We start from the raw sequence: 21,911 nt of genomic DNA on the forward strand, positions 1-21,911 counted from the left end.
CATGGCAGATATCAGGAATAATTTCGTCGGCATCAAATCGCCCAATCCGTTCTGGCTGGCCTCGGCGCCGCCGACCGACAAGGCCTACAATGTCGTGCGCGCCTTCAAGGCCGGTTGGGGCGGTGTCGTCTGGAAGACGCTGGGCGAAGAGGGCCCGCCGGTGGTCAACGTCAATGGCCCACGCTACGGCGCGATCTGGGGCGCCGACCGCCGTCTGCTCGGCCTCAACAACATCGAGCTGATCACCGACCGCGACTTGCAGACCAATCTGCGTGAGATGAAGCAGGTCAAGATGGAGTGGCCCGACCGGGCGCTGATCGCCTCGATCATGGTGCCTTGCGTCGAGGAAAGCTGGAAGGCGATCCTGCCGCTTGTCGAGGAAACCGGCGCCGACGGCATCGAGCTCAATTTCGGCTGCCCGCACGGCATGTCGGAGCGCGGCATGGGCGCCGCCGTCGGCCAGGTGCCGGAATATATCGAAATGGTTGTGCGCTGGTGCAAGCAGTACACGCGCATGCCCGTCATCACCAAGCTGACGCCCAACGTCACCGATATCCGCAAGCCGGCGCGAGCAGCACATGCCGGCGGCACCGACGCGGTGTCGCTGATCAACACCATCAACTCGATCACCGGCGTCGATCTCGACAGCTTCGCGCCGATGCCGACCATCGACGGCAAGGGCTCGCATGGCGGTTATTGCGGCCCTGCGGTGAAGCCGATCGCCATGAACATGGTGGCCGAGATCGCGCGCGACCCCGAAACGCAGGGGCTGCCGATCTCCGGCATTGGCGGTATCACCACCTGGCGCGACGCTGCCGAGTTCATGGCGCTCGGCGCCGGAAACGTGCAGGTGTGCACGGCCGCGATGACCTACGGTTTCAAGATCGTGCAGGAGATGATCGCCGGTCTCGAAAACTGGATGGACGAGAAGGGCCATCGCTCGCTCGACGACATCATCGGCCGTGCCACGCCCAATGTCACGGACTGGCAGTATCTCAACCTCAACTATGTCGCCAAGGCGCATATCGACCAGGATGCCTGCATCAAATGCGGCCGCTGCCACATCGCCTGCGAGGACACCTCGCATCAGGCGATCACCAGCATGGTCGACGGCGTCAGGCATTTCGAGGTGATCGAGGCCGAATGCGTCGGCTGCAATCTTTGCGTCAATGTCTGCCCGGTTGACAACTGCATCACCATGGAGCCGCTGGCCGCCGGGGTGATGGACCAGCGCACCGGCATGCCTGTGTCGCCGGTCTACGCCAACTGGACCACGCACCCGAACAACCCAATGGCCAAGGTGGCGGCGGAGTAGGGCGGAACAATCAAGGAAAAAGCGGCGTCCTCGGGCGCCGTTTTCATTTTGCTATTGCAGATAAAAGATATCCAGGATATAATTTATCCATGTATTGGAGATTGGTATCATGAAACTCGGCGATGGCGTCGAAGCGGCCATCCACTGCGCGGCGACGCTGGCTGGCGTCGATGGCGACAGCACCATGCCAGGTGCGGCCCTGGCGGAGGCGTTTGGCCTGTCGCCGAGCTATCTCCTGAAACATCTCAACATGCTCACCGCTGCGCGCATCCTGGAATCGGTTCCGGGACCAGCGGGCGGCTACCGGTTGGCGAAACCGGCCGAACGCATCACGCTGCTGGATATCGTGCTGGCGGTCGAAGGGCGCGAGCCGGCTTTTCGATGCGGCGAAATCCGCCAGCGCGGCCCGACGAAACTCGATGCGTCAGCCTATGTCAGGCCGTGCGGCATCAATGCTGCGATGCTGAAGGCGGAGCGCGCCTATCGCGCGGCGCTGGCCGAGGTCAGGCTGTCCGACATCGTGGCGGACTTCATGAAAGGCGCCGATCCGCGGTCGGTCGCGGCAAGCTGCGCTTTCACCGAGCGCCACCAGCGGCAGCAGAAATCCAGTTCAACCAAGCAAACATGAAAGGAAAGATGATGAGACAGAGGCTCCAGTTCTTCGCCAAGGCGCCCGAGATCATGAAAGCGGTGTCGGCGCTCAACAAGGCGGTCGACGAATGCGGGCTCGAGGAAAGCCTGCTGCACCTGATCAAGCTCAGGGCCTCACAGATCAATGGCTGCTCCTTCTGTGTCGAGATGCACAGCCGCGAGGCGAGGCGCGATGGCGAGACCGAACAGCGGCTTTATCTGGTTTCAGCCTGGAAGGAATCGCCGCTGTTTTCGGAGCGCGAGCGCGCCGCTTTGGCCTGGACCGAGGCCGTGACGCTGATCGCCAACAATGGTGTTTCGGACGAACTCTATGCCCGCACGCTGGAACATTTCTCGGAAGAGGAACTGGTCAAGCTCTCCGTGGCGCTGGGCATGATCAACACCTGGAACCGGCTTTGCATTCCGTTCCATGCCATTCATCCGATGCCTGCCGCCAAGGCCGCCTGATTGTTTGATCACGATCGGAGCGCCGCCAAGGGAGGCGGCGCTCCCATTATTTCAAAGGGAGAGGGTTTGATGCTTGCCGAATTTCGTAGGGAGAGGGTTTGATGCTTGCCGATTTGCCCGCCGCCTTGTTGGTTCTCGGCCGGCTGTTGCTTGGCGGCGGGTTTGTCTTCGCCGGCCTGCGCAACATCCAGAACGCGGGCTTCTTGACGGGGCTGATGGCCGCGCGAGGCGTGCCGCAGGCGCGGCTGGCACTTTGGGCCGGCATCGTGTTGCAGATCGTCGCCGGCGTGCTGGTGGTGACGGGCTTCTGGACCGCCACTGCCTGTGCGGTGCTGGTGCTGTTCCTGATCGTCGCCACGCCGATGTTCCACAATTTCTGGGACCATCAGGGACAGGAGCGTGCGTCGCGTATCAATGGTTTTGTTGGCAATGTCGCGCTGAGCGGCGGTTTCCTGACGCTGATCGCCCAATCGCTTTGACGGTTGCAGCTAGGCCGCGAACCGCAAACCACCATCGCAGGTTAATACCTGGCCGGTCATGAAGCCGTTGGAGACGAGGAAGGCTATGGCCGAGGCGACGTCCTCGGCGCGGCCGATGCGGCCGACCGGCGTCTTGCCGGCATAGTCGGCAAAGATCGCCTGCCGCTGCTCGTCCGGCAGAAAGTCCCACCAGGGCGTGTCGATGACGCCGGGCGCCACGACGTTGACGCGCAGCGGCTTCAGCTCGACGGCCAGGATCGGTGCCACCGTCAGGAGCATGCCATTGACGGCGCCGATGCCGGCGACGCCCGGCGTGGCGAGCTGGGCGGATACCGCCGAGATGAAGGTGACCGATCCTGATTTGTCCAGCGTTGGCAAGGCCGCCTGCAGGCAGGACAATTGCGGCCGCACCTTTTCGTCGACGCCGCCAGCGATATCGGCAAGGTCGAGTGTTTCGAACGGGCCAAGGCCCTTGCCGCCGCTCGCGGCCAGAACGAGATGGTCGAACGGGCCGAGACGCTCGAAGAAGTGGCGCACTTCATTCGGCTTTGACGCATCGAATGCCGCCTTGTCAGCGGCGCCACCGAGACTTTTCCATGCGCTGACGAGCTTGTCCTGATTGCGCCCGGTGATGGTCACCTTCATGCCGGGGCCGAGCAGTTTGCGCGCCGTCGCCAGGCCGATGCCGGACGAGCCGCCGATGACGACTGTGTGTTCGATCTTGTCGGTCATGAATGTTGTTCCTTCGATGTTGCCTGGCCGACAAGGTCCAGGCTCAAGACTCGCAATTGCTGTCTTGCCGTTGCGTCGTAAGCCTGGGCGTCGGCGCGGGATTCGCGCAGGCCGTCGAAATAGAGGCCGCTGCGCGCTTCGAGCGCGGGGGAGGTGGCGAGATTGACAATGGCCTCGGCGCCGGTCTCCACCGAGCTCCATGGCGTGACGCCTGCCTGCCGGACCATCGTGGTGTTCATGTAGCTCGCCGGGTGCAGGGCGTTGACGGTAACCCCGCTGCCCTTGAGCTGCTCGGCGAGATCGATGGTGAACAGGATCTGCGCCAGCTTGCTCTGGCAGTAGGCGCGCACGCCGCTGTAGCCATGGGTAAGCATGACGTCGCTAAAGTCGATGGCCTGCTGGCCCGCCGAGGCGACGTTGACGATACGCGCCGGCGCGCTGGCCTTCAGCAGGGGCAGCAATCCCTCCGTAAGCAGGAAGCCGGCGAGATAGTTGACGGCGAAGCGCAGTTCATAGCCGTCGGCGCTGACCTGCCTTTTGGCGTTTTGGCCAGCCGTGCCGACACCGGCATTGTTGATGAGGATGTCGAGCCGAGCGGTTTTTTCACGCACGGCCTCGGCGAGCCGGCGCACCTCGGCCAGCGAGGCGAGGTCGGCTGCGAAGAACTCGGCCTTGCCGCCGGCCGCCTCGATGTCCGCGACCGTGGCCTTGCCGCGCGCCGCGTCGCGTCCGTGCACCAGCACCCGGGCGCCACCTGCGCCCAGCCGTTGCGCGACGACCCGGCCGACACCGTCGGTCGAGCCGGTGATCAGGATTGTCTTGTCTTTCAGGTCCATGTTTGAGCCTCCATTCGTTGCTCTCGACAGAAGATGGGGCAGCGGGTGCGCGCCAAACAGTTCAAACTTTATCCTGGTATCGGTACTGCTATAATAGGGTCATGGATGCTCCTTCTCATTCCGCTGAAGACAGCCGCCGGCGCGAGCTCGGCGCCTTCCTGCGCTCGCGCCGCGAGAGGCTTTCGCCACAGGCCGCCGGCATTGCCTGCGGCGCGCGGCGGCGCACGCCGGGCCTGCGGCGCGAGGAGGTGGCGATGATCGCCGGTGTCGGCACCACCTGGTACACCTGGCTGGAACAAGGCAGGGATGTCAGGCCCTCGGTGGAGGTGCTGGCGGCGCTCTGCGAGGCGCTGCGCCTCGACGCTGTCGAGAAGCGGCATTTGTTCATCCTCGCCGGCCGCCAACAGCCGGAGCGTCGTGGGGCAACGCCCGAAAAGGTCGACGGGCCGTTGCTGCACATGCTGCAAAGTCTTGTGCTGCAACCCGCTTATGTGGTTGGCCGGCGCTGGGACGTGCTCGCCTGGAACCCGGCAGCCGTCGCGGTGTTCGGCGATTATGGCTTGCTGGAAGGCGACGCCCGCAACATCGTCCACATGGTGTTTACAAGCCCGCAGCACCGTCGCCTGCTCGTCGACTGGGAAGAGCTTGCTCGCGTGGTGCTCGCTTCGTTTCGCGCCGAAAGCGCCAAATATGTCGGTGATCCCGATTTCGACCGGCTGATCGCGCTGATGATGCGCTCGAGCCCCGAGTTCCGCGATTGGTGGCCCCGACGTGACGTAGCGCGAAAGCTGACGGGTCTGAAGCACGTCCGCCATCCGACGGCCGGCGCCATGGCCTTCGAGCATATGAGCCTGTCGATTGACGATGGATCCGACATGCGGCTGGTCGTCTACACGCCGCTGGCCGAGCAGAACTCGATCGCCAAGCTGCAGAGCTTGCTTGATGCACTGCCGGCCGAGCGGCGCAGCGCCTGAGCCTTCAGGGCAGGGTCAGGCCTTCGGCTTCAACCCGTCGAGAAATAATTGCTCCAGGAACCTCGCTGCGTCCTCGAAGCGGCCGTCGCCGCCACGGTTCGGGCCGAGCACGGCGCGGACCTGGACGTCGAAATCGGCATAGTGCTGGGTCGTCGCCCAGATCGAGAAGATCAGGTGCCAAGGATCCGTCCTGGCGATCTTGCCGGCGCGCATCCAGCCCTTGATGACGGTTGCCTTCTCGTCGACCAGCGTCTTCAGTTCGCCGGTCAGCAAGGGCATGATGCGTGGTGCGCCCTGCAGAATCTCGTTGGCGAACAGCCGGCTCTCGCGCGGAAAATCGCGCGCCATTTCAAGCTTGCGCCTGATGTAGCTCCTGAGCTCGGTCAGGGGATCGCCGATGTCGTCGAGTTCCCTGAGCGGCGCCAGCCATGTGTCGAGCAGGCGCTGCATCAGCGTCTCGTGAATGTCTTCCTTGCGGCGAAAGTAATAGAGCAGGTTGGGCTTCGACATCCCAGCGGCTTCGGCGATCTGGTCGATGGTCGAGCCGCGGAAGCCATTGGTGGAGAACACCTCGAGCGCGGCTTCGAGAATGAGTTCGCGCTTCTCCTGCTGGATGCGGGTGCGGCGAGGGGCTTCCGTGCTGGTGTTCACCGTTGCGCGCCCTCGTGTTGAAAGCGGTCTGGCCCAATTCTCTGGACCAGTTTTTCCCCGGCCTGTGGAACGCACTTCAGGAGCCGCATTTCCGCTAGTAATCCCTTGACCGCCGACAGGGCGGTGCTAACGTTTGTCCAATCGGTCAAAAATTTGCGTAGCACGAAAGCGCGGCAAAGACCAAGCGTTGGACGTACCGAAACAGGTTACAAGGGGAAGTCTTGGTCATGTCCAACCGGCTGAAAGTCACGCCGAACGATCTCAGTGCATTCTGGATGCCGTTCACGGCAAACCGGCAGTTCAAGCAGGCGCCGCGCATGTTCGTGTCCGCCAAGGACATGCACTACACGACCAGCGACGGCCGCAAGGTGCTGGACGGCACCGCCGGCCTCTGGTGCGTCAATGCCGGCCATTGCCGGCCCAAGATCACCGAGGCGATCCAGCAGCAGGCCGCCGAGCTCGACTACGCTCCGGCCTTCCAGATGGGCCACCCGATCGTGTTCGAACTGGCCAACCGCCTGGTCGACGTCGCGCCGAAGGGCATGGATCACGTGTTCTTCACCAATTCCGGTTCGGAATCGGTCGAGACCGCGTTGAAGATGGCGATCGCCTATCACCGCGTGAAGGGCGAGGGCTCGCGCACCCGTCTGATCGGACGCGAGCGCGGCTATCACGGCGTCAATTTCGGCGGCATCTCGGTCGGCGGCATCGTCACCAACCGCAAGATGTTCGGCACGCTGCTCGGCGGCGTCGACCATATGCCGCACACACACCTGCCGGAGAAGAACGCCTTCTCCAAGGGCGTGCCGGAACATGGCGCGGAGCTGGCCAACGAGCTGGAGCGCATCGTTGCGCTGCATGACGCCTCGACCATCGCGGCCGTTATCGTCGAGCCGGTCGCCGGCTCCACCGGCGTCATCCTGCCGCCCAAGGGCTATTTGCAGAAGCTGCGCGAAATCTGCACCAAGCACGGCATTCTGTTGATTTTCGACGAGGTCATCACCGGTTTCGGCCGTCTTGGCGCGCCGTTCGCTGCCGATTATTTCGGCGTCACGCCTGATATCATGACCACCGCCAAGGGCGTCTCCAACGGCGTCATCCCGATGGGCGCGGTGTTCGTGAAGAAGGAAATCCACGACGCCTTCATGACCGGCCCCGAGCACATGATCGAGTTCTTCCACGGCTACACCTATTCGGGCAATCCGATCGCCTGCGCCGCGGCGCTCGGCACGCTCGACACCTACAAGGAAGAGGGCCTGCTCACCCGCGGCGAGGAACTGGCGCCCTATTGGGAAGACGCGCTGCATTCGCTGAAGGGCGAGCCGCATGTCATCGATATCAGGAACATCGGCCTGATCGGTGCGATCGAGCTGGCGCCAATTGCCGGCAGCCCGACCAAGCGGGCCTTCTCGGCCTTCGTCAAGGCGTTCGAGCGCGGCGCGCTGATCCGCACCACCGGCGACATCATCGCGCTGTCGCCGCCGCTGATCATCACCAAGGGCCAGATCAACGAACTGATCGATCATGTGCGTGAGGTACTGAGGTCGATCGATTGAAGAACTGGGCGCGGATATCCCTCCCCCTCGAGGGGAGGGTGGCCGCGAAGCGGTCGGGTGGGGTCGGTGCGACGGGGTGCCGACCTGATCTGTTGCCGCGAGGCTGCCGTTGATGCCCCGCACTCGCGTGAGCTACGAAATGCGCCAAAAGGCGCGCGCGCTTCGAGTTCACGCAACCAGGGGTGAATCCTTGCTCTGGTATGAACTGCGCGAGCTGAAATCGGCCGGCATCAAGTTTCGTCGTCAGTGTCCGATCGGGCCTTATATCGTTGACTTTGCCTGCCTCGCCGTGAAGCTGATCGTTGAAGTTGATGGCGATCTGCACGAACACGAGAAGGGCAAGCGGCATGATGCCGTTCGTGATGCCTATCTGCGCTCGCTCGGCTTTGATGTCTTTCGCGTCGATGAGCCCGATGTCATAAACAACCCTTGGCATGTTGCGCAGGTGGTCAAAGGGAAGGTCGAGCGCATGTCCGGCGACCCCACCCGACCGCTTCGCGGCCACCCTCCCCTCGAGGGGGAGGGGAACGCCACGCAATTGGAGAGGTTTTGAATGGCCGCACCCGGCGAGAATCTGCGAATCAATTCAGACCGTTTGTGGGATTCCATCATGGAGATGGCGAAGATCGGCCCCGGCATTGCCGGTGGCAACAATCGCCAGACCGTGACCGACGAGGACGGCGAGGGCCGGCATCTGTTCAAGCGCTGGTGCGACGCGGCCGGGCTCGAAATGGGCGTCGACGAGATGGGCACCATGTTTGCCAGGCGCGAAGGCGCCGATCCCAGCCTGCCGCCGGTCTATGTCGGCAGCCATCTCGACACGCAGCCGACCGGCGGCAAGTATGACGGCGTGCTCGGCGTGCTCGGCGGCCTGGAGATCGTCCGCTCGCTCAATGATCTCGGCATCAAGACCAAACATCCGATCGTGGTCACGAACTGGACCAACGAGGAGGGCTCGCGTTTTGCCCCGGCGATGATGGCGTCCGGCGTGTTCGCCGGTGTGCTCGACCAGACCGACGTCTACGAGCATACGGACAAGAACGGCAAGAAATTCGGCGAGGAACTGGAGCGTATCGGCTGGAAGGGCACGGAGAAGGTCGGCGATCGCAAGATCCACGCCTTTTTCGAACTGCATATCGAGCAAGGGCCTATCCTCGAGGACGAAGGCATCGACATCGGCGTCGTCACCCATGGACAGGGGCTGAAATGGCTGCAGGTGACGCTGACCGGCAAGGAGGCGCATACCGGCTCGACGCCGATGCCCAAGCGCCGCAATGCCGGGCTCGGCATGGCGCGCGTGATCGAACTGGTGCACGAGATTGCCATGGACTACCAGCCGGACGCCGTCGGCGCGGTCGGCCACATGGAAGTCTATCCGAACTCGCGCAACATCATCGCCGGGCGCACGGTCTTCACCATCGACATCCGCTCGCCGGAGAAGGAAGTGCTCGACGCCATGGATGGGCGCATCCGCGAAGGCATCGACACGATATGCGAGGCGCTCGACATCCAGTACAAGATCGAGCAGGTCGGCCATTTCGATCCGGTCACCTTTGACAAGGGCTGCGTCAAGGCGATCCGTGATGCCGCCGACCGGCTCGGCTACACGCACCGCAACATCGTCTCGGGCGCGGGCCACGACGCCTGCTGGATCAACCGCGTCGCGCCGACCGCCATGGTGATGTGCCCCTGCGTCGACGGTCTCAGCCACAACGAGGCCGAGGAGATCTCCAAGGAATGGGCGGCGGCAGGAGCCGACGTGCTGTTCCATGCCGTGGTGGAGACAGCGGTCATCGTGGAGTAAGCTGGAAAGCTGGATTTCCAAACGCTGCTCGCAAGAAGCGCGAAGGAACAAGGGAACGAGAAAAATGACCAAAGTCATCAGAAACGGCACCATCGTTACCGCCGACCGCACATGGAAGGCCGACGTGCTGATGCAGCACGGCAAGATCGTCGCCATTGGCTCCGACCTACACGGCGACCATGAGTTCGACGCCACCGGCTGTTATGTCATGCCAGGCGGTATCGATCCGCATACCCATCTCGAAATGCCGTTCATGGGCACCTATTCGGCCGACGATTTCGAGTCCGGCACGCGCGCGGCACTAGCCGGCGGCACGACGATGGTGGTCGATTTCTGCCTGCCGTCGCCGCAGCAGTCGCTGCTCGAGGCCTTGCAGATGTGGGACAACAAGACCTCGAAGGCGTCCTGCGATTATTCCTTCCACATGGCGATCACCTGGTGGGGCAAGCAGGTGTTCGACGAGATGGCCACCGTCGTCGACAAGGGCATCACCTCGTTCAAGCATTTCATGGCCTACAAGGGCGCGCTGATGGTGGACGACGACGAGATGTATGCGTCGTTCCAGCGCTGCGCCGAGCTCGGCGCGCTGCCGCTGGTGCATGCCGAGAATGGCGACGTGGTTGCGGCGCTCTCGCAGAAGTTGCTTGCCGCCGGCAACAATGGCCCGGAGGGGCACGCCTATTCGCGCCCGCCGGAAGTGGAAGGCGAGGCGACCAACCGCGCCATCATGATTGCCGACATGGCCGGCGTGCCGCTCTACGTCGTGCATGTTTCCTGCGAGCAGGCGCACGAGGCCATCCGCCGGGCGCGTCAGAAAGGCATGCGGGTGTTCGGCGAGCCACTGATCCAGCACCTGACGCTGGACGAGAGCGAGTATTTCGACAAGGACTGGGACCATGCGGCGCGCCGCGTGATGAGCCCGCCCTTCCGCAACAAATTACACCAGGATTCGCTGTGGGCCGGCCTGCAGGCGGGATCGTTGCAGGTGGTGGCGACCGACCACTGCGCCTTCACCACGGACCAGAAGCGCTTCGGCGTCGGCAATTTCACCAAGATCCCGAACGGCACGGGCGGCCTCGAGGATCGCATGCCGGTGCTGTGGACCAGGGGCGTCAACACCGGGCGGCTGACGATGAACGAATTCGTCGCCGTAACCTCGACCAACATCGCCAAGATCCTCAACATGTACCCGAAAAAGGGCGCCATTGTCGAAGGCGCGGATGCCGACATCATCGTGTGGGACCCCAAGCGCAAGAAGACGATTTCTTCGAAGAAGCAGCAGTCGGTCATCGACTACAATGTCTTCGAAGGCGTCGAAGTGACCGGCTTGCCGCGCTTTGTCTTCTCGCGTGGCGAATTGTCGATCGAGGAGACCGAGGTGAAGGCCAAGCCTGGCCATGGCCAGTTCGTCGGCCGCGAGCCGAACGCGGCGGTCAACCGGGCACTGTCGACCTGGAAGGAGATCACCGCGCCGCGCAAGGTGGAGCGGACAGGCATTCCGGCGACTGGGGTTTGAGTTTGCGCAGCTCGAAAAGCGCCAAGAAACTGATGATCGCCGACAAGGACGGCACCGTCTGCGGGGAAGTTTCCCGGTGCCGATGATTGCCGAAGTTGGTGCTGCCCCTCATCCGCCTGCCGGCGCCTTCTCCCCGTATAGGGACGGGGAGAAGGGAACTGAACGCAATCTTGGCGCCCTTTCCGGCAACGCTGGAAATTGGCGAAATCCTTCGCGAAATCGTCCTTCTCCCCGTCCCGATACGTGGAGAAGTGCCCGGCAGGGCGATGAGGGGCAGCGCAAACCTCAAGCAATTGGCCGATGGGCGCCTAGCCCCGCAAGGCCGGCTTCAGGCGACCAATGCATCCAGTTCCGGCAGCAGGACGACGCTTTCCTGCTCTTTGGGATCGGTGCGGGCAATGACGGCCGAAGACGGGGCCCCACTCAGATTGGCGGGCAGATGCGGCACGCCGGCCGGAATGTAGAAGAGGTCGCCGGCTTTGGCGACGATGTGGTTCTCAAGCCGGTCGCCGTACCAGGTATGGACCTCGCCGGAGAGCACGTAGATCGCCGTTTCATGGTTCTCATGCAGATGCGCCTTAGCGCGGGCGCCGGGCGGCATGGTGAGCACATGCATGCAGATACCAGATGAGCCGACCGACTCGGTGGCGATACCGGCGAAATAGGTCAATCCCTGCTTGCCTTCATAAGAGCTTTCAGGGCGGATAAGATGGCAAGTGGGTTGAGGCGACATCGGGGAAACTCCGGGCGTCGAATGAGTGGAACAAGACCAATGGGACTGGGCGAGTGGAAAACAACATCGCGATAAAAGCAATCGGAATCGGGCCGGCACTAAAGGGGCAGGAACAGGCAGGCCGCGGCCGATGACGGGGATTTCGCCAGCCGTCGTCGCGGCAAGCAAGCTTGGCCTGACCTTCCAGACCAATGACGGGCCGGTACAGGCGCTGTCCAATGTCGACCTGACCATCGGCAAGGGTGAGTTCGTTTCCTTCATCGGGCCGTCGGGCTGCGGCAAGACGACCTTGCTGCGGGTCATCGCCGATCTTGAGAAGCCGACCTCGGGGACCATTTCGGTCAACGGCATGACAGCAGAACAGGCGCGCGAGAAACGCGCCTACGGCTATGTCTTCCAGGCCGCCGCCCTGTTTCCCTGGCGCACCATCGAGCGCAACGTCGCGCTGCCGCTGGAGATCATGGGTCTGTCCGGGGCGGAGCAGGGAGAGCGGATCAGGCGCACGCTCGATCTCGTCAACCTTTCCGGCTTCGAGAAGAAGTATCCTTGGCAGCTTTCCGGCGGCATGCAGCAGCGCGCCTCGATCGCTCGCGCGCTCGCCTTCGATGCCGACCTTCTGTTGATGGACGAGCCGTTCGGCGCGCTGGACGAGATCGTGCGCGACCATCTCAACGGGCAATTGCTGCAATTGTGGGCGCGCACCAACAAGACCATCTGCTTCGTCACGCACTCCATTCCCGAGGCGGTGTATTTATCGACGCGCATCGTCGTCATGTCGCCGCGCCCGGGCCGCGTCAGCGACGTCATCGAATCGACGCTGCCGAAGGAGCGGCCACTCGACATCCGCGAGACGCCGGAGTTCCTGGCGATCGCCGCACGGGTGCGAGACGGCTTAAGGGCAGGGCACAGCTATGATGATTGAGCGGGGGCAGGATGGACTCGCGGCAGCGCCCCGAAAGGCGCCTCCACCTCACGAAGGAGCGGCCACCTACGCCTTCGTCATTCTAGGGCGGAGTAGCCGCGAAGCGGCATACGTAGACCCTAGGATCCATGCCGTGACGCCTGCCGAAAGGCGCAAACAGTCGAGAATATTCGGCAGGCTAAGCGGCGCGGAGGGAGCCATATTCCGAATGGTCGCGGAGCGGAGAGGTAACGGCATGGATTCTAGGGTCTGCGCCGCGTCGCTTCGCTCCTTGCTTCGCCCTAGGATGACGAAGGCAAGGGCCCCCGACCTCCGCTTCGCTCCGGCCACCCTCTCCCCGGTGGGGAGAGGAGAAGGGCGGCGCTAGATGGACACCTTCCGCTCAAAGGTCATCCCGGTAACCTCCATCCTCGCCGGCATGGTCGTACTCTGGTACGTCTTCGCCGTCATACTCAACACGCCGTTCCAGCGCGATCTCGACCAACGTGCCAACGAAACGCCCGGCACCGTCGAGTTCATCGGCAAGACGCTCTCGCAGCCGAAGCCGACGCTGCCGGCGCCGCACCAGGTGGCGGTGAACTTTTTCGAGAACACGTTCCTGCGCAACGTCACTTCGAACCGCAGCCTGGTCTACAATGCCTGGGTGACGCTGTCCTCGACGCTGCTGGGCTTTGCCTTCGGCACGGCGCTCGGCATCATCATCGCGGTGGGCATCGTACATGTGGCGACGCTCGACCGCAGCCTGATGCCATGGATCATCGCCTCGCAGACCATCCCGATCCTGGCGGTGGCGCCGATGATCATCGTGGTGCTGGCGGCGATCGGCATCACCGGCCTGATCCCGAAGGCGATGATTTCGACCTATCTGTCGTTCTTCCCGGTGACGGTTGGCATGGTGAAAGGCCTGCGCTCGCCCGAGATCATGCATCTCGACCTGATGCACACCTACAATGCCAGCCGTGCACAGACCTTCTGGAAGCTGCGCGTGCCGGCCTCGGTGCCGTTCCTGTTCACCTCGATGAAGGTGGCGGTGGCGGCCAGTCTGGTCGGCGCCATTGTCGGCGAACTGCCGACGGGCGCCGTCGCCGGCATCGGCGCCAAGCTGCTCGCTGGCGCCTATTACAGCCAGTCCATCGACATCTGGTCGGCGCTTGTCGCGGGCTCGATCGTGGCCGCGCTGCTGGTCATGGTGGTCGGCATTGCCGGGCGCCTCGTCGACCGCGCCATGGGCGGGAGGCCGGCATGAACCGGCTGAAGCCTTCCTGGCAGGCTGTGCTGGCCATCGTGCTGTGCCTGATGGCGGTCGCACTCGGCGCCATGTCGAAGCCGGAAGCGGCGGCGCTAGCGGACCCGACAACCAGCGCCAACTATCCCTATCTCGGAACGAAGGGCCTGATGTTTGGCCTTGCCATGCTGACGGCCCTGGTCTCGATGATCAGGATTTCGCGCTTTGTGGAAGCGGTCGTACTGTTCGTCGGCGCCCACCTCGTCGCCTGGCTGCTGATCTCAGGTATCGCTGGTTTCGAAGGCACGGCACTGGCGCCGTATTTCGTGCTGCTCACGGCCGCCTGGCTGCTTGGCTGGCGCTGCGTCGCGGTGCTATCGGGACTGCACCCCACCGCAAGCTGGATGCGCACGGCGCTGCGCCTGATCATCCCCGCCATCTTCGGCGCCTGGATCCTGATCATCTGGGAAGCGGTGACGCGTGGCGCCGGCATCCCGTTCATCCTGTTGCCGCCGCCGAGCGCCATCGGCGCGCGCATCGCCAGTTCGCTGCCGATCCTTGGCGCCGATGTCCGGCAGACCATCTTCAAGGCTGTTATCTTCGGCTATATCGTGGGCAGCGGCGCCGGCTTTGTCACGGCCATTCTCGCCGACCGGGTGCCGTTCCTGCGGCGCGGCCTGCTGCCCATCGGCAACATGGTCTCGGCGCTGCCGATCATCGGCGTGGCGCCGATCATGGTGATGTGGTTCGGCTTCGACTGGCAGTCCAAGGCGGCTGTCGTCATCATCATGACCTTCTTCCCGATGCTGGTGAACACCGTCGCCGGTCTGGCCGCGTCCGGCCATATGGAGCGCGACCTGATGCGCACCTATGCGTCGGGCTACTGGCCGACGCTTATCAAGCTCAGGCTGCCGGCCGCCGCTCCCTTCATCTTCAACGCGCTGAAGATCAACTCGACGCTGGCGCTGATCGGCGCCATCGTCGCCGAGTTCTTCGGCACGCCCGTCGTCGGCATGGGCTTCCGCATCTCGACCGAAGTCGGACGGATGAACATCGACATGGTCTGGGCCGAAATCGCAGTTGCAGCCCTTGCGGGTTCGGTCTTTTATGGTGTGGTCGCTCTTGTCGAAAGAGCCGTCACGTTTTGGCATCCCTCTGTCCGTGGTGGATAGGGGCGGTGGGTTTGGGCACTAACTCCAGAGGGAAAAAATGAAAAGACTGATTGTTCCTGTACTGGCCGGCGCGATGTCGCTGGCCGCGTTCCAGGCAATGGCCGCCGACAAGGTGACGTTGCAGCTGAAATGGGTCACGCAGGCCCAGTTTGCCGGCTATTACGTCGCCAAGGCGAAGGGCTTCTACGAGGCCGAGGGTCTCGACGTCGACATCAAGCCGGGCGGTCCCGACATTGCGCCCGAGCAGGTGATCGCCGGCGGCGGCGCCGATGTCATCGTCGACTGGATGGGCGGCGCGCTGGCAGCCCGCGAAAAGGGCGTGCCGCTGGTCAACATCGCCCAGCCGTTCAAGAAGGCCGGCATGGAACTGGTCTGTCCGAAAGACGGCCCGATCAAGACCGAAGCCGACTTCAAGGGCCACACGCTCGGCGTCTGGTTCTTCGGCAACGAATATCCGTTCTACGCCTGGATGAACAAGCTTGGCCTCAAGACCGATGGCGGCCCGGACGGCGTCACCGTTCTCAAGCAGAGCTTTGACGTGCAGCCGCTGATTCAGAAGCAGGCGGATTGCATCTCGGTCATGACCTACAATGAATATTGGCAGCTGATCGACGCCGGCTACAAGCCGGAGCAGCTCACCGTGTTCAACTACTCGGCGATGGGCAACGACCTGCTCGAGGACGGGCTTTATGCCTCGGAGGACAAGCTCAAGGATCCGGCCTTCGAGGACAAGATGGTGCGTTTCGTGCGCGCCTCGATGAAGGGTTGGAAATACGCCGTCGACAACAATGACGAAGCGGCGGAGATCGTCATGGATGGTGGCGGCCAGGACGAGAATCACCAGAAGCGTATGATGAGCGAAGTCGCCAAGCTCATCGACAATGCCGACGGCAAGCTCGACCCGGCGACCTATGAGCGTACCGCCAAGGCGTTGCTCGACCAGAAGATCATCACCAAGGAGCCGAAGGGCGCCTATACCACCGCGATCACCGACAAGGCGATCAAGTAGGCCTCAAAGCGGCCTCGTGACGGGGCTTGATGGACGATGTTGGAGGGGCGGGCGACCGCCCCTTTTTCATGCGGCCAAATCACAAAAGCGTGTGCCTGGATACATTGGGGCGGCCGAGCGTTGCGTCGGAGGCATGCGCGTGCGGGGAGCCACGGCGGATGCTACAGCCAATCGGAGGTTCTTCATGCGCACACAGACCGTCTTGCCGACGCTTTCGGCGCTGGCCATTTCGACCGCTTTCCTGTTCGCGTCGCCGGCCCTGGCCGACATGATGAAGTTCAAGGCGACGCTCGATGGCAGCCAGCAGAGCCCACCCGTTACCACCAAGGGCAAGGGAACCGCCACATTCACCTTTGACACCGCCAAGAAGAAACTCAGTTGGAACGTCAAATACTCCGGCCTCAGCGGGCCGGCGACGGCCGCACATATTCATGGCCCGGCCGCGAAGGGGGAAAATGCGGACCCCGTAATCCCGTTCAAAAAACTCAAGAGCCCGATCAAGGGATCGGCGACATTGACCGATACGCAGGTGACCGATCTGGAAGCCGGCAAATATTACGTCAACATACACACCGCGGCCAACAAGGACGGCGAGATCCGCGGTCAGATCGAAAAGGCGGCGGCGTCGATGTAACGCGACGTCGCTCGGGGCGCGCGCCCGTATTTGCTTGCGAAAGCTTTGCGGGACAGCGCCGCCCTTTCTCCTGCCGGAAACCGACTTTCAGGCCTTGTCTCTTATCTGCGTCATCGTTCGGGTCGGGGTGATTGCCTCCGGATCGAGCCGGATTTCGACGATTGCCGGCTTGCCGCTGGCGCGAGCACGCTCGAAGGCAGGGGCGAAGTCGGCGGTTTTCTCCACCGTTTCGCCATGGCCACCATAGGCACGCGCCAGGGCGGCGAAGTCCGGATTCTTGAGGTCCGTGGCCACCACCCGCCCGGGGTATTCACGCTCCTGGTGCATGCGGATGGTGCCGTAGATGCCATTATTGACGACGATGACGATGATCGGCAACCCGTATTGTACGGCGGTGGCGAATTCCTGCCCGTTCATCAGGAAGCAGCCGTCGCCGGCGAAAGCGACTACGGTGCGATCCGGATAAAGCGCCTTGGCCGCTACCGCCGCCGGCGTTCCGTAACCCATCGAGCCTGAGGTCGGCGCGCCCTGTGTGGCAAAGCGGCGGAAGCGATGGAAGCGGTGCACCCACGTGGCGTAGTTGCCGGCGCCGTTCGTCAGGATGGCATCGTCGGGCAGCACCGTTTCGAGATAGGTCATGATCGGCCCCATCTGGACGGCGCCCGGACCGCTTTCCGGCGGCGTCGACCAGTCGAGATAGGCGGCATGCAGCTTTGCCGTCTCCGCCGCCCAGCCCGGCGATGCCGGTCCCTTCCGTTTGGCGAAGGCGCGCACGAAGGCGGCGGGCGAGGCATTTATCGCCAGCGTTGGACGGTAGACGCGGCCTAGTTCGCCGGCATCGGGGTGGACATGGACCAGCGTCTGGTCAGGGTAGGGGCTCTTCAGCAGCGTATAGTCCGAGGACGGCATCTCGCCCATGCGGCCGCCGATCAGCAGCACCAGATCGGCCTGCTTGATTGCTGTCGCCAGCTTCGGGTTGATGCCGATGCCGACATCGCCGGCATAGTTCGGGTGCAGATGATCGAACAGCATCTGGCGGCGGAAGGAGCAGCCGACCGGTAGCGACCACGTCTCGGCGATGCGGGTGATTTCCTGAACAGCCTGGAAATCCCAACGTGTGCCGCCCAGGATCGCGATCGGTCGTTTGGCGGCATTGAGCAGCGCCTCGAACCGGTCGAGTTCGGCTTCGGCGGGGCTGGTCTCGACCGGGGTGTAGGCGATCGCGGCCGGTGCATCGACGACACTGGTCAGCATGTCTTCCGGCAGCGAGATGACGACGGGACCTGGGCGTCCGGAGGTCGCCACGGCAAAGGCGCGGGTGACGAATTCGGGAATACGCGACGCATCGTCGATCTCTACCACCCATTTTGCGATGTCGCCAAAGAACCTGACATAGTCCACTTCCTGGAAGGCCTCGCGCTGCTTGGCGTGGCTGGCGACCTGGCCGATGAACAGGATCACGGGAACTGAATCCTGCATGGCGATATGGATGCCGGCGGAGGCATTGGTGGCGCCGGGGCCGCGGGTGACGAAGCAGATACCGGGTTTGCCGGTCAGGCGGCCTTGGCAGTCGGCCATCATGGCGGCGCCACCCTCCTGGCGGCAGACGATGGTGCGGATCGCCGAATCGTGCAGCGCGTCGAGCACCGCGAGGTAGGATTCGCCTGGCACGCAGAAGATACGGTCGGTGCCGTTGGCCTCGAGCGCGTCGACGATCAATTGTCCGCCGGTTTTCATTTTGCTCTCTCCAGTTCGGCAAGGATTTCGTCAGTATGTTCGCCCAGGCGGGGCGAGGGGCGCTCATAGACGAGCGGTGTTTCGGACATGATCATCGGTGCGCGAACCGAGGGCAGAAGATTGCCATGGCCGTCGTCGAGATCGAGCCGCATGCCGCGCGCGATCGCCTGCGGGTCGGCGAACATCTGTCCGATCGTGTTGATCGGGCTCGCCGGCACGCTGGCCGCTTCCAGCTTGGCCAGCAGCGGGTCGCGATCCTTGGTCTTCAGCGCCTCGACGATCCGCTCGCGTAGCGCCGCCCGGTTGGCGACGCGGGCCGGATTGGTGGCGAAATCGGGATTGCCGGGCAATTCGTCCAGCCCGACCACCGCGCAGAACCTGGCGAACTGGCCGTCATTGCCGACCGCCAGGATGATGTGACCGTCCCGGACCGGCAGCACCTCGTAGGGCGCGATGTTCATATGCGCGTTGCCCATCTGCACAGGCGACTTGCCGGAGACGAGATAGTTGAGGTTCTGATTGCCGAGCGCCGAGATCTGGGTGTCGAACAATGCCATGTCGATGTGCTGGCCTTCGCCGGTTTTTTCGGCGTGGCGAAGTGCCGCCTGGATGGCGATGACGGAATAGAGGCCAGTGAAGATGTCCGAGATGGCGACGCCGGCCTTCTGCGGCTCGCGTCCCGCCTCGCCGGTGATCGACATCATGCCGGCCATGCCCTGGATGATGAAGTCGTAGCCGGCGCGCGGCGCGTAAGGACCGTCCTGGCCGAAGCCGGTGATCGAGCAATAAACGAGGCGCGGATTGATCTTGCGCAGGCTCTCATGGTCGAGCCCGTATTTCTTCAAGCCGCCAAGCTTGAAGTTTTCGATCAGCACGTCAGACGTTGCCACCAGCCGGCGCACGGTTTCGGCGCCCTCCGGTGTCGAAAAATCGATGGCGATGGAGCGCTTGCCGCGATTGCAGGAATGGTAATAGGCGGCCGACAGGTTCTCGCCATCCTTGCCCATTACGAAGGGCGGGCCCCATTTGCGGGTGTCGTCGCCGCCGTCAGGGCTTTCGACCTTGATGACGTCGGCGCCGAGATCAGCAAGCAACTGCCCGGCCCAAGGCCCGGCAAGGATGCGGGCGAGTTCGACGACGCGGACGCCTTTCAGCGGGGGCTCAGCCATAAATCACCAGAATTGGTCGGAACCGAAGCCTTTATCAACAGAGATTGCCGCTGTCACGGCTCTTGCAATGGGCCAACGCTTCATCGCGTCAGGATCGTCTCGGCCCATGCCGCGAAATCGTCCATGACGATGTCGCGATTCACCTCGTTCAGGCTTTCGTGGCGGGTCTCGCTGTAAACCTTTGAAACGAGATTCGAAAAGCCCATTTTGCGCATGCGTCCGGCAAGCTGGATGATCCCTTTGCCATAATCCGAGGCAGGGTCTTTTTCGCCCCCCACGACGCTGAGGGACAGGTCGCGCCGAACGCCGGCAAAAGCTGCGTCCCTGCCGCCATTGAGCGCCATCTGGACGACATCGCGCCACATCGACACTGAGGCGCCCCAGCCGCATAGCGGGTCGGCGATGTATTTGTCGACCTCGGCCCCGTCGCGTGACAGCCAGTCGAACAAGGTCCGGTGGTTGGGCACCGCCTTGCCCCAGGCCTGGAAGGTGAGTTTCGGCAGCAGGCGCGATGGGACGTCCGAGCCGAGCCGCATCCTTTCCCATGCAAGGATGCCGAGCGCCACCTGCCCGAGCAGGCCAGCTGAAAAATTGCCATTCCAGATGGCGGCGGCGTGAACGCGGTTCGAATGGGCCAGGAGAAAGTTCAGCGCCACGGACGCGCCCATCGAATGGCCGAACAGGATGACGGGCAGGCCCGGCTGCTCCCCGGCGATGAGATCATGGATGGCGCCGACATCGGCGATGACCTTGGCGGGGCCGTCCTCATGCGCGAACCTGCCCAGCGGTGCGTCGGGCGCCTTCGTTGCGCCATGGCCGCGATGATCGTGAACATAGACGCTAAAGCCGCGCGCGCCCAGGAAATCGGCAAAACGATCATAGCGCGCCGCATGTTCTGCCAGACCGTGATTGATCTGGATGACGGCGCGCGGATGGCCGTCGGCCTGCCGGACCAGAAGATTGAGGTCGGCGCCGGTCGGCGAACGGACCATGCGCTGCTGGCTGAATGACATTCAGTGATTTCCACCCTGGCCCGCCTCGGTGGCGCCGGCCTTGTTTGCGCCGGGGCCGGTTCAGCGTCAATCCGCCATTCCGGATTTCTCGCGATGATGTTTCTTGCATCTGGCCGGTGGAATATCGCAATTCTGACATGGAGACAGCTTCAGTCTGTCGCCCACCTTTTTCATCCAGGGATTCCCCATGCGCATTGCTGTTGTTTTCGGATTGGCCATGTTGGCGGCATCGTTAACGGGTGCGGCCCATGCCGACGTCAGGATGAGTGGCACCTTCGTTGCCGACGCCTCCTGTCCGGCGACGCAAGCCATCAAGAACGGCAAGAATCCCGGCAATGTCTCGACTGATGCCGGACAGAGCTATCAACTGCTGGCGGGCAACAAGGATGCGCCGACGCACTATCTCATTCTGGTGCCGGGCGCAGATCCGGATCGGCGCTGGGTGAAGGTCAGTTGCGGACATCTCTCCGGCAGCAGCGCAGCAACGCTGCCGGCGACCCCCGGCGGGCCGGGCAAGCCGGCGGCGTCAGGAAAACCCGAATATGTCTTCGCGCTGAGCTGGCAGCCGGCTTTTTGCGAGACCAAGTCCAGCAAGAGCGAATGCAAGGCACAAAACCCGAATGAATTCGATGCCAGCAACTTCACCTTGCACGGCCTGTGGCCTCAGCCGAACGGGAACTTCTATTGCCAGGTACCGGCCAGCGACAAGGCCAACGACAGTCCGGCGCACTGGAAGGATCTTCCGCCTGTCGATTTGGACGCCGGCACGCGCGCGGAACTCGACAAGGTTATGCCGGGCACCGCTTCGCAGTTGGAGCGGCATGAATGGATCAAGCACGGCACCTGCTACGGCAAGAACCAGCAGGAGTACTTTTCCGACGCACTCGGCCTGATGCGTGCGGTGAACGGCTCAGCGGTGCGCGATCTCTTCGCCAAGAACATCGGCGGCAAGCTGACGGCGGATCAGATCCGCGGCGCCTTCGACCAGGCCTTTGGCGCCGGCGCCGGCGATCGCGTGCGCGTCTCCTGCGTCATCGATCCGTCGAGCGGCCGGCGGCTGATCGGAGAGTTGACGCTTGGCCTTGCCGGTCCGATCGGCCCAAACAGCTCGCTCAAGGACCTGCTGCTGGCCTCGGTGCCGACCAACAAGGCCGGTTGCCCGACCGGAACCGTCGACGCAATCGGGTTCCAGTAGGTCCTGAGCTCATTCCAGCCGGCAGGCAGGCCGGGGCGCCAACGCCCGTTGTTGTGCGGCCTGTGATCGGTTCGATGCGGCGAAAGCGATTGCCGTTCGGCTCCGCATCGCCTACATAGCGGCCAACCTCCATTCAGATCG

General features: G+C 63.3%; 22 protein-coding genes. 15 read left to right on the top strand and 7 right to left on the bottom strand.

Annotation, left to right across the window (positions count from 1 at the left end):
* Position 1 precedes the first annotated feature (1 nt).
* From preA to FJ428_RS16895, 4 genes are all read left to right on the top strand, one after another.
* On the top strand, positions 2-1,315 hold the full coding sequence (gene preA, locus FJ428_RS16880; RefSeq protein ID WP_140495109.1) for an NAD-dependent dihydropyrimidine dehydrogenase subunit PreA: 1,314 nt from the start codon (positions 2-4) through the stop codon (positions 1,313-1,315).
* Between the two features lie 109 nt (positions 1,316-1,424).
* Complete coding sequence (locus FJ428_RS16885; protein ID WP_140623098.1) at positions 1,425-1,943, top strand: Rrf2 family transcriptional regulator; 519 nt, start codon at positions 1,425-1,427, stop codon at positions 1,941-1,943.
* A gap of 11 nt (positions 1,944-1,954) precedes the next feature.
* Positions 1,955-2,413, top strand: a complete 459-nt coding sequence (locus tag FJ428_RS16890) for a carboxymuconolactone decarboxylase family protein (protein WP_140495113.1) — start codon at positions 1,955-1,957, stop codon at positions 2,411-2,413.
* A gap of 101 nt (positions 2,414-2,514) precedes the next feature.
* Positions 2,515-2,892 carry a DoxX family protein gene (locus FJ428_RS16895; protein WP_140675430.1) on the top strand — a complete coding sequence of 126 codons (378 nt, stop codon included), beginning with the start codon at positions 2,515-2,517 and terminating at the stop codon, positions 2,890-2,892.
* Positions 2,893-2,901: 9 nt separating this feature from the next.
* Here FJ428_RS16895 and FJ428_RS16900 read toward each other — a convergent pair whose 3' ends face one another.
* Positions 2,902-3,624 (bottom strand): SDR family oxidoreductase, encoded by a 723-nt coding sequence (locus FJ428_RS16900; protein WP_140516664.1) that lies wholly within the window; start codon positions 3,622-3,624, stop codon positions 2,902-2,904.
* On the bottom strand, positions 3,621-4,460 hold the full coding sequence (locus FJ428_RS16905) for an SDR family NAD(P)-dependent oxidoreductase (RefSeq protein ID WP_140557471.1): 840 nt from the start codon (positions 4,458-4,460) through the stop codon (positions 3,621-3,623). The genes FJ428_RS16900 and FJ428_RS16905 overlap by 4 nt, the downstream gene beginning before the upstream one ends.
* 101 nt (positions 4,461-4,561) lie before the next feature.
* Here FJ428_RS16905 and FJ428_RS16910 point away from each other — a divergent pair, with 101 nt between their 5' ends.
* Positions 4,562-5,434 carry a helix-turn-helix transcriptional regulator gene (locus FJ428_RS16910; RefSeq protein ID WP_140495117.1) on the top strand — a complete coding sequence of 291 codons (873 nt, stop codon included), beginning with the start codon at positions 4,562-4,564 and terminating at the stop codon, positions 5,432-5,434.
* A gap of 15 nt (positions 5,435-5,449) precedes the next feature.
* On the opposite strand, the gene FJ428_RS16915 is transcribed toward FJ428_RS16910, so the two are convergent.
* Positions 5,450-6,085, bottom strand: coding sequence for a TetR family transcriptional regulator C-terminal domain-containing protein (locus FJ428_RS16915; RefSeq protein WP_140495120.1), 636 nt, complete (start codon positions 6,083-6,085; stop codon positions 5,450-5,452).
* Between the two features lie 227 nt (positions 6,086-6,312).
* Between FJ428_RS16915 and FJ428_RS16920 the strand changes: the two genes are divergently transcribed.
* The 4 genes from FJ428_RS16920 (at position 6,313) to hydA (ending at position 10,961) form a co-directional block, all read left to right on the top strand.
* Complete coding sequence (locus FJ428_RS16920) at positions 6,313-7,641, top strand: aspartate aminotransferase family protein (RefSeq protein WP_140521238.1); 1,329 nt, start codon at positions 6,313-6,315, stop codon at positions 7,639-7,641.
* Positions 7,642-7,780: 139 nt separating this feature from the next.
* A complete protein-coding gene (locus FJ428_RS16925; protein WP_224680270.1) occupies positions 7,781-8,194 on the top strand; it encodes an endonuclease domain-containing protein in 414 nt (137 codons plus the stop codon).
* Positions 8,195-9,445: a Zn-dependent hydrolase gene (locus FJ428_RS16930; protein ID WP_140623102.1), complete on the top strand. Its 1,251-nt coding sequence runs from the start codon at positions 8,195-8,197 to the stop codon at positions 9,443-9,445. It begins immediately after the preceding gene.
* A gap of 64 nt (positions 9,446-9,509) precedes the next feature.
* A complete protein-coding gene (hydA, locus tag FJ428_RS16935; protein WP_140557476.1) occupies positions 9,510-10,961 on the top strand; it encodes a dihydropyrimidinase in 1,452 nt (483 codons plus the stop codon).
* Positions 10,962-11,289: 328 nt separating this feature from the next.
* Here the strand turns inward: hydA and FJ428_RS16945 are convergent, their stop codons facing one another.
* Positions 11,290-11,694 (bottom strand): cupin domain-containing protein, encoded by a 405-nt coding sequence (locus FJ428_RS16945; RefSeq protein ID WP_140495129.1) that lies wholly within the window; start codon positions 11,692-11,694, stop codon positions 11,290-11,292.
* 130 nt (positions 11,695-11,824) lie between these two features.
* Between FJ428_RS16945 and FJ428_RS16950 the strand changes: the two genes are divergently transcribed.
* The 5 genes from FJ428_RS16950 (at position 11,825) to FJ428_RS16975 (ending at position 16,656) form a co-directional block, all read left to right on the top strand.
* On the top strand, positions 11,825-12,616 hold the full coding sequence (locus FJ428_RS16950) for an ABC transporter ATP-binding protein (protein WP_140495131.1): 792 nt from the start codon (positions 11,825-11,827) through the stop codon (positions 12,614-12,616).
* A 367-nt stretch (positions 12,617-12,983) separates the two neighbouring features.
* Positions 12,984-13,862, top strand: a complete 879-nt coding sequence (locus FJ428_RS16960; protein ID WP_140516658.1) for an ABC transporter permease — start codon at positions 12,984-12,986, stop codon at positions 13,860-13,862.
* Positions 13,859-15,013, top strand: a complete 1,155-nt coding sequence (locus FJ428_RS16965; RefSeq protein ID WP_140580026.1) for an ABC transporter permease — start codon at positions 13,859-13,861, stop codon at positions 15,011-15,013. The genes FJ428_RS16960 and FJ428_RS16965 overlap by 4 nt, the downstream gene beginning before the upstream one ends.
* Positions 15,014-15,050: 37 nt before the next feature.
* Positions 15,051-16,022 carry an ABC transporter substrate-binding protein gene (locus tag FJ428_RS16970; RefSeq protein WP_140495139.1) on the top strand — a complete coding sequence of 324 codons (972 nt, stop codon included), beginning with the start codon at positions 15,051-15,053 and terminating at the stop codon, positions 16,020-16,022.
* Between the two features lie 184 nt (positions 16,023-16,206).
* A complete protein-coding gene (locus FJ428_RS16975) occupies positions 16,207-16,656 on the top strand; it encodes a CHRD domain-containing protein (protein ID WP_140557483.1) in 450 nt (149 codons plus the stop codon).
* An 87-nt stretch (positions 16,657-16,743) separates the two neighbouring features.
* Here the strand turns inward: FJ428_RS16975 and FJ428_RS16980 are convergent, their stop codons facing one another.
* The 3 genes from FJ428_RS16980 to FJ428_RS16990 all read right to left on the bottom strand — a co-directional run bounded on the left by FJ428_RS16980 (position 16,744) and on the right by FJ428_RS16990 (position 20,575).
* Complete coding sequence (locus FJ428_RS16980) at positions 16,744-18,393, bottom strand: thiamine pyrophosphate-binding protein (protein ID WP_140879846.1); 1,650 nt, start codon at positions 18,391-18,393, stop codon at positions 16,744-16,746.
* Entirely contained in the window at positions 18,390-19,562 is a 1,173-nt protein-coding gene (locus FJ428_RS16985; RefSeq protein WP_140664775.1) for a CaiB/BaiF CoA-transferase family protein, read from the bottom strand. Before FJ428_RS16985 ends, FJ428_RS16980 begins: the two co-directional genes overlap by 4 nt.
* An 80-nt stretch (positions 19,563-19,642) precedes the next feature.
* Positions 19,643-20,575: an alpha/beta hydrolase gene (locus FJ428_RS16990; RefSeq protein WP_140672409.1), complete on the bottom strand. Its 933-nt coding sequence runs from the start codon at positions 20,573-20,575 to the stop codon at positions 19,643-19,645.
* Between the two features lie 187 nt (positions 20,576-20,762).
* Here FJ428_RS16990 and FJ428_RS16995 point away from each other — a divergent pair, with 187 nt between their 5' ends.
* Positions 20,763-21,770, top strand: a complete 1,008-nt coding sequence (locus tag FJ428_RS16995) for a ribonuclease (protein WP_140623110.1) — start codon at positions 20,763-20,765, stop codon at positions 21,768-21,770.
* Positions 21,771-21,911: the final 141 nt, after the last annotated feature.

The organism is Mesorhizobium sp. B2-8-1 (assembly GCF_006440955.1).
GTDB lineage: Bacteria > Pseudomonadota > Alphaproteobacteria > Rhizobiales > Rhizobiaceae > Mesorhizobium.

Excerpts from the sequence above, each read along its gene's own strand:
- preA (WP_140495109.1), top strand. The coding sequence starts at position 2 with ATGGCAGATATCAGGAATAATTTCGTCGGCATCAAATCGCCCAATCCG.
- FJ428_RS16885 (WP_140623098.1), top strand. The coding sequence starts at position 1,425 with ATGAAACTCGGCGATGGCGTCGAAGCGGCCATCCACTGCGCGGCGACG.
- FJ428_RS16890 (WP_140495113.1), top strand. The coding sequence starts at position 1,955 with ATGAGACAGAGGCTCCAGTTCTTCGCCAAGGCGCCCGAGATCATGAAA.
- FJ428_RS16895 (WP_140675430.1), top strand. The coding sequence starts at position 2,515 with ATGCTTGCCGATTTGCCCGCCGCCTTGTTGGTTCTCGGCCGGCTGTTG.
- FJ428_RS16900 (WP_140516664.1), bottom strand. The coding sequence starts at position 3,624 with ATGACCGACAAGATCGAACACACAGTCGTCATCGGCGGCTCGTCCGGC.
- FJ428_RS16905 (WP_140557471.1), bottom strand. The coding sequence starts at position 4,460 with ATGGACCTGAAAGACAAGACAATCCTGATCACCGGCTCGACCGACGGT.
- FJ428_RS16910 (WP_140495117.1), top strand. The coding sequence starts at position 4,562 with ATGGATGCTCCTTCTCATTCCGCTGAAGACAGCCGCCGGCGCGAGCTC.
- FJ428_RS16920 (WP_140521238.1), top strand. The coding sequence starts at position 6,313 with ATGTCCAACCGGCTGAAAGTCACGCCGAACGATCTCAGTGCATTCTGG.
- FJ428_RS16925 (WP_224680270.1), top strand. The coding sequence starts at position 7,781 with ATGCGCCAAAAGGCGCGCGCGCTTCGAGTTCACGCAACCAGGGGTGAA.
- FJ428_RS16930 (WP_140623102.1), top strand. The coding sequence starts at position 8,195 with ATGGCCGCACCCGGCGAGAATCTGCGAATCAATTCAGACCGTTTGTGG.
- hydA (WP_140557476.1), top strand. The coding sequence starts at position 9,510 with ATGACCAAAGTCATCAGAAACGGCACCATCGTTACCGCCGACCGCACA.
- FJ428_RS16945 (WP_140495129.1), bottom strand. The coding sequence starts at position 11,694 with ATGTCGCCTCAACCCACTTGCCATCTTATCCGCCCTGAAAGCTCTTAT.
- FJ428_RS16950 (WP_140495131.1), top strand. The coding sequence starts at position 11,825 with ATGACGGGGATTTCGCCAGCCGTCGTCGCGGCAAGCAAGCTTGGCCTG.
- FJ428_RS16960 (WP_140516658.1), top strand. The coding sequence starts at position 12,984 with ATGGACACCTTCCGCTCAAAGGTCATCCCGGTAACCTCCATCCTCGCC.
- FJ428_RS16965 (WP_140580026.1), top strand. The coding sequence starts at position 13,859 with ATGAACCGGCTGAAGCCTTCCTGGCAGGCTGTGCTGGCCATCGTGCTG.
- FJ428_RS16970 (WP_140495139.1), top strand. The coding sequence starts at position 15,051 with ATGAAAAGACTGATTGTTCCTGTACTGGCCGGCGCGATGTCGCTGGCC.
- FJ428_RS16975 (WP_140557483.1), top strand. The coding sequence starts at position 16,207 with ATGCGCACACAGACCGTCTTGCCGACGCTTTCGGCGCTGGCCATTTCG.
- FJ428_RS16980 (WP_140879846.1), bottom strand. The coding sequence starts at position 18,393 with ATGAAAACCGGCGGACAATTGATCGTCGACGCGCTCGAGGCCAACGGC.
- FJ428_RS16985 (WP_140664775.1), bottom strand. The coding sequence starts at position 19,562 with ATGGCTGAGCCCCCGCTGAAAGGCGTCCGCGTCGTCGAACTCGCCCGC.
- FJ428_RS16990 (WP_140672409.1), bottom strand. The coding sequence starts at position 20,575 with ATGTCATTCAGCCAGCAGCGCATGGTCCGTTCGCCGACCGGCGCCGAC.
- FJ428_RS16995 (WP_140623110.1), top strand. The coding sequence starts at position 20,763 with ATGCGCATTGCTGTTGTTTTCGGATTGGCCATGTTGGCGGCATCGTTA.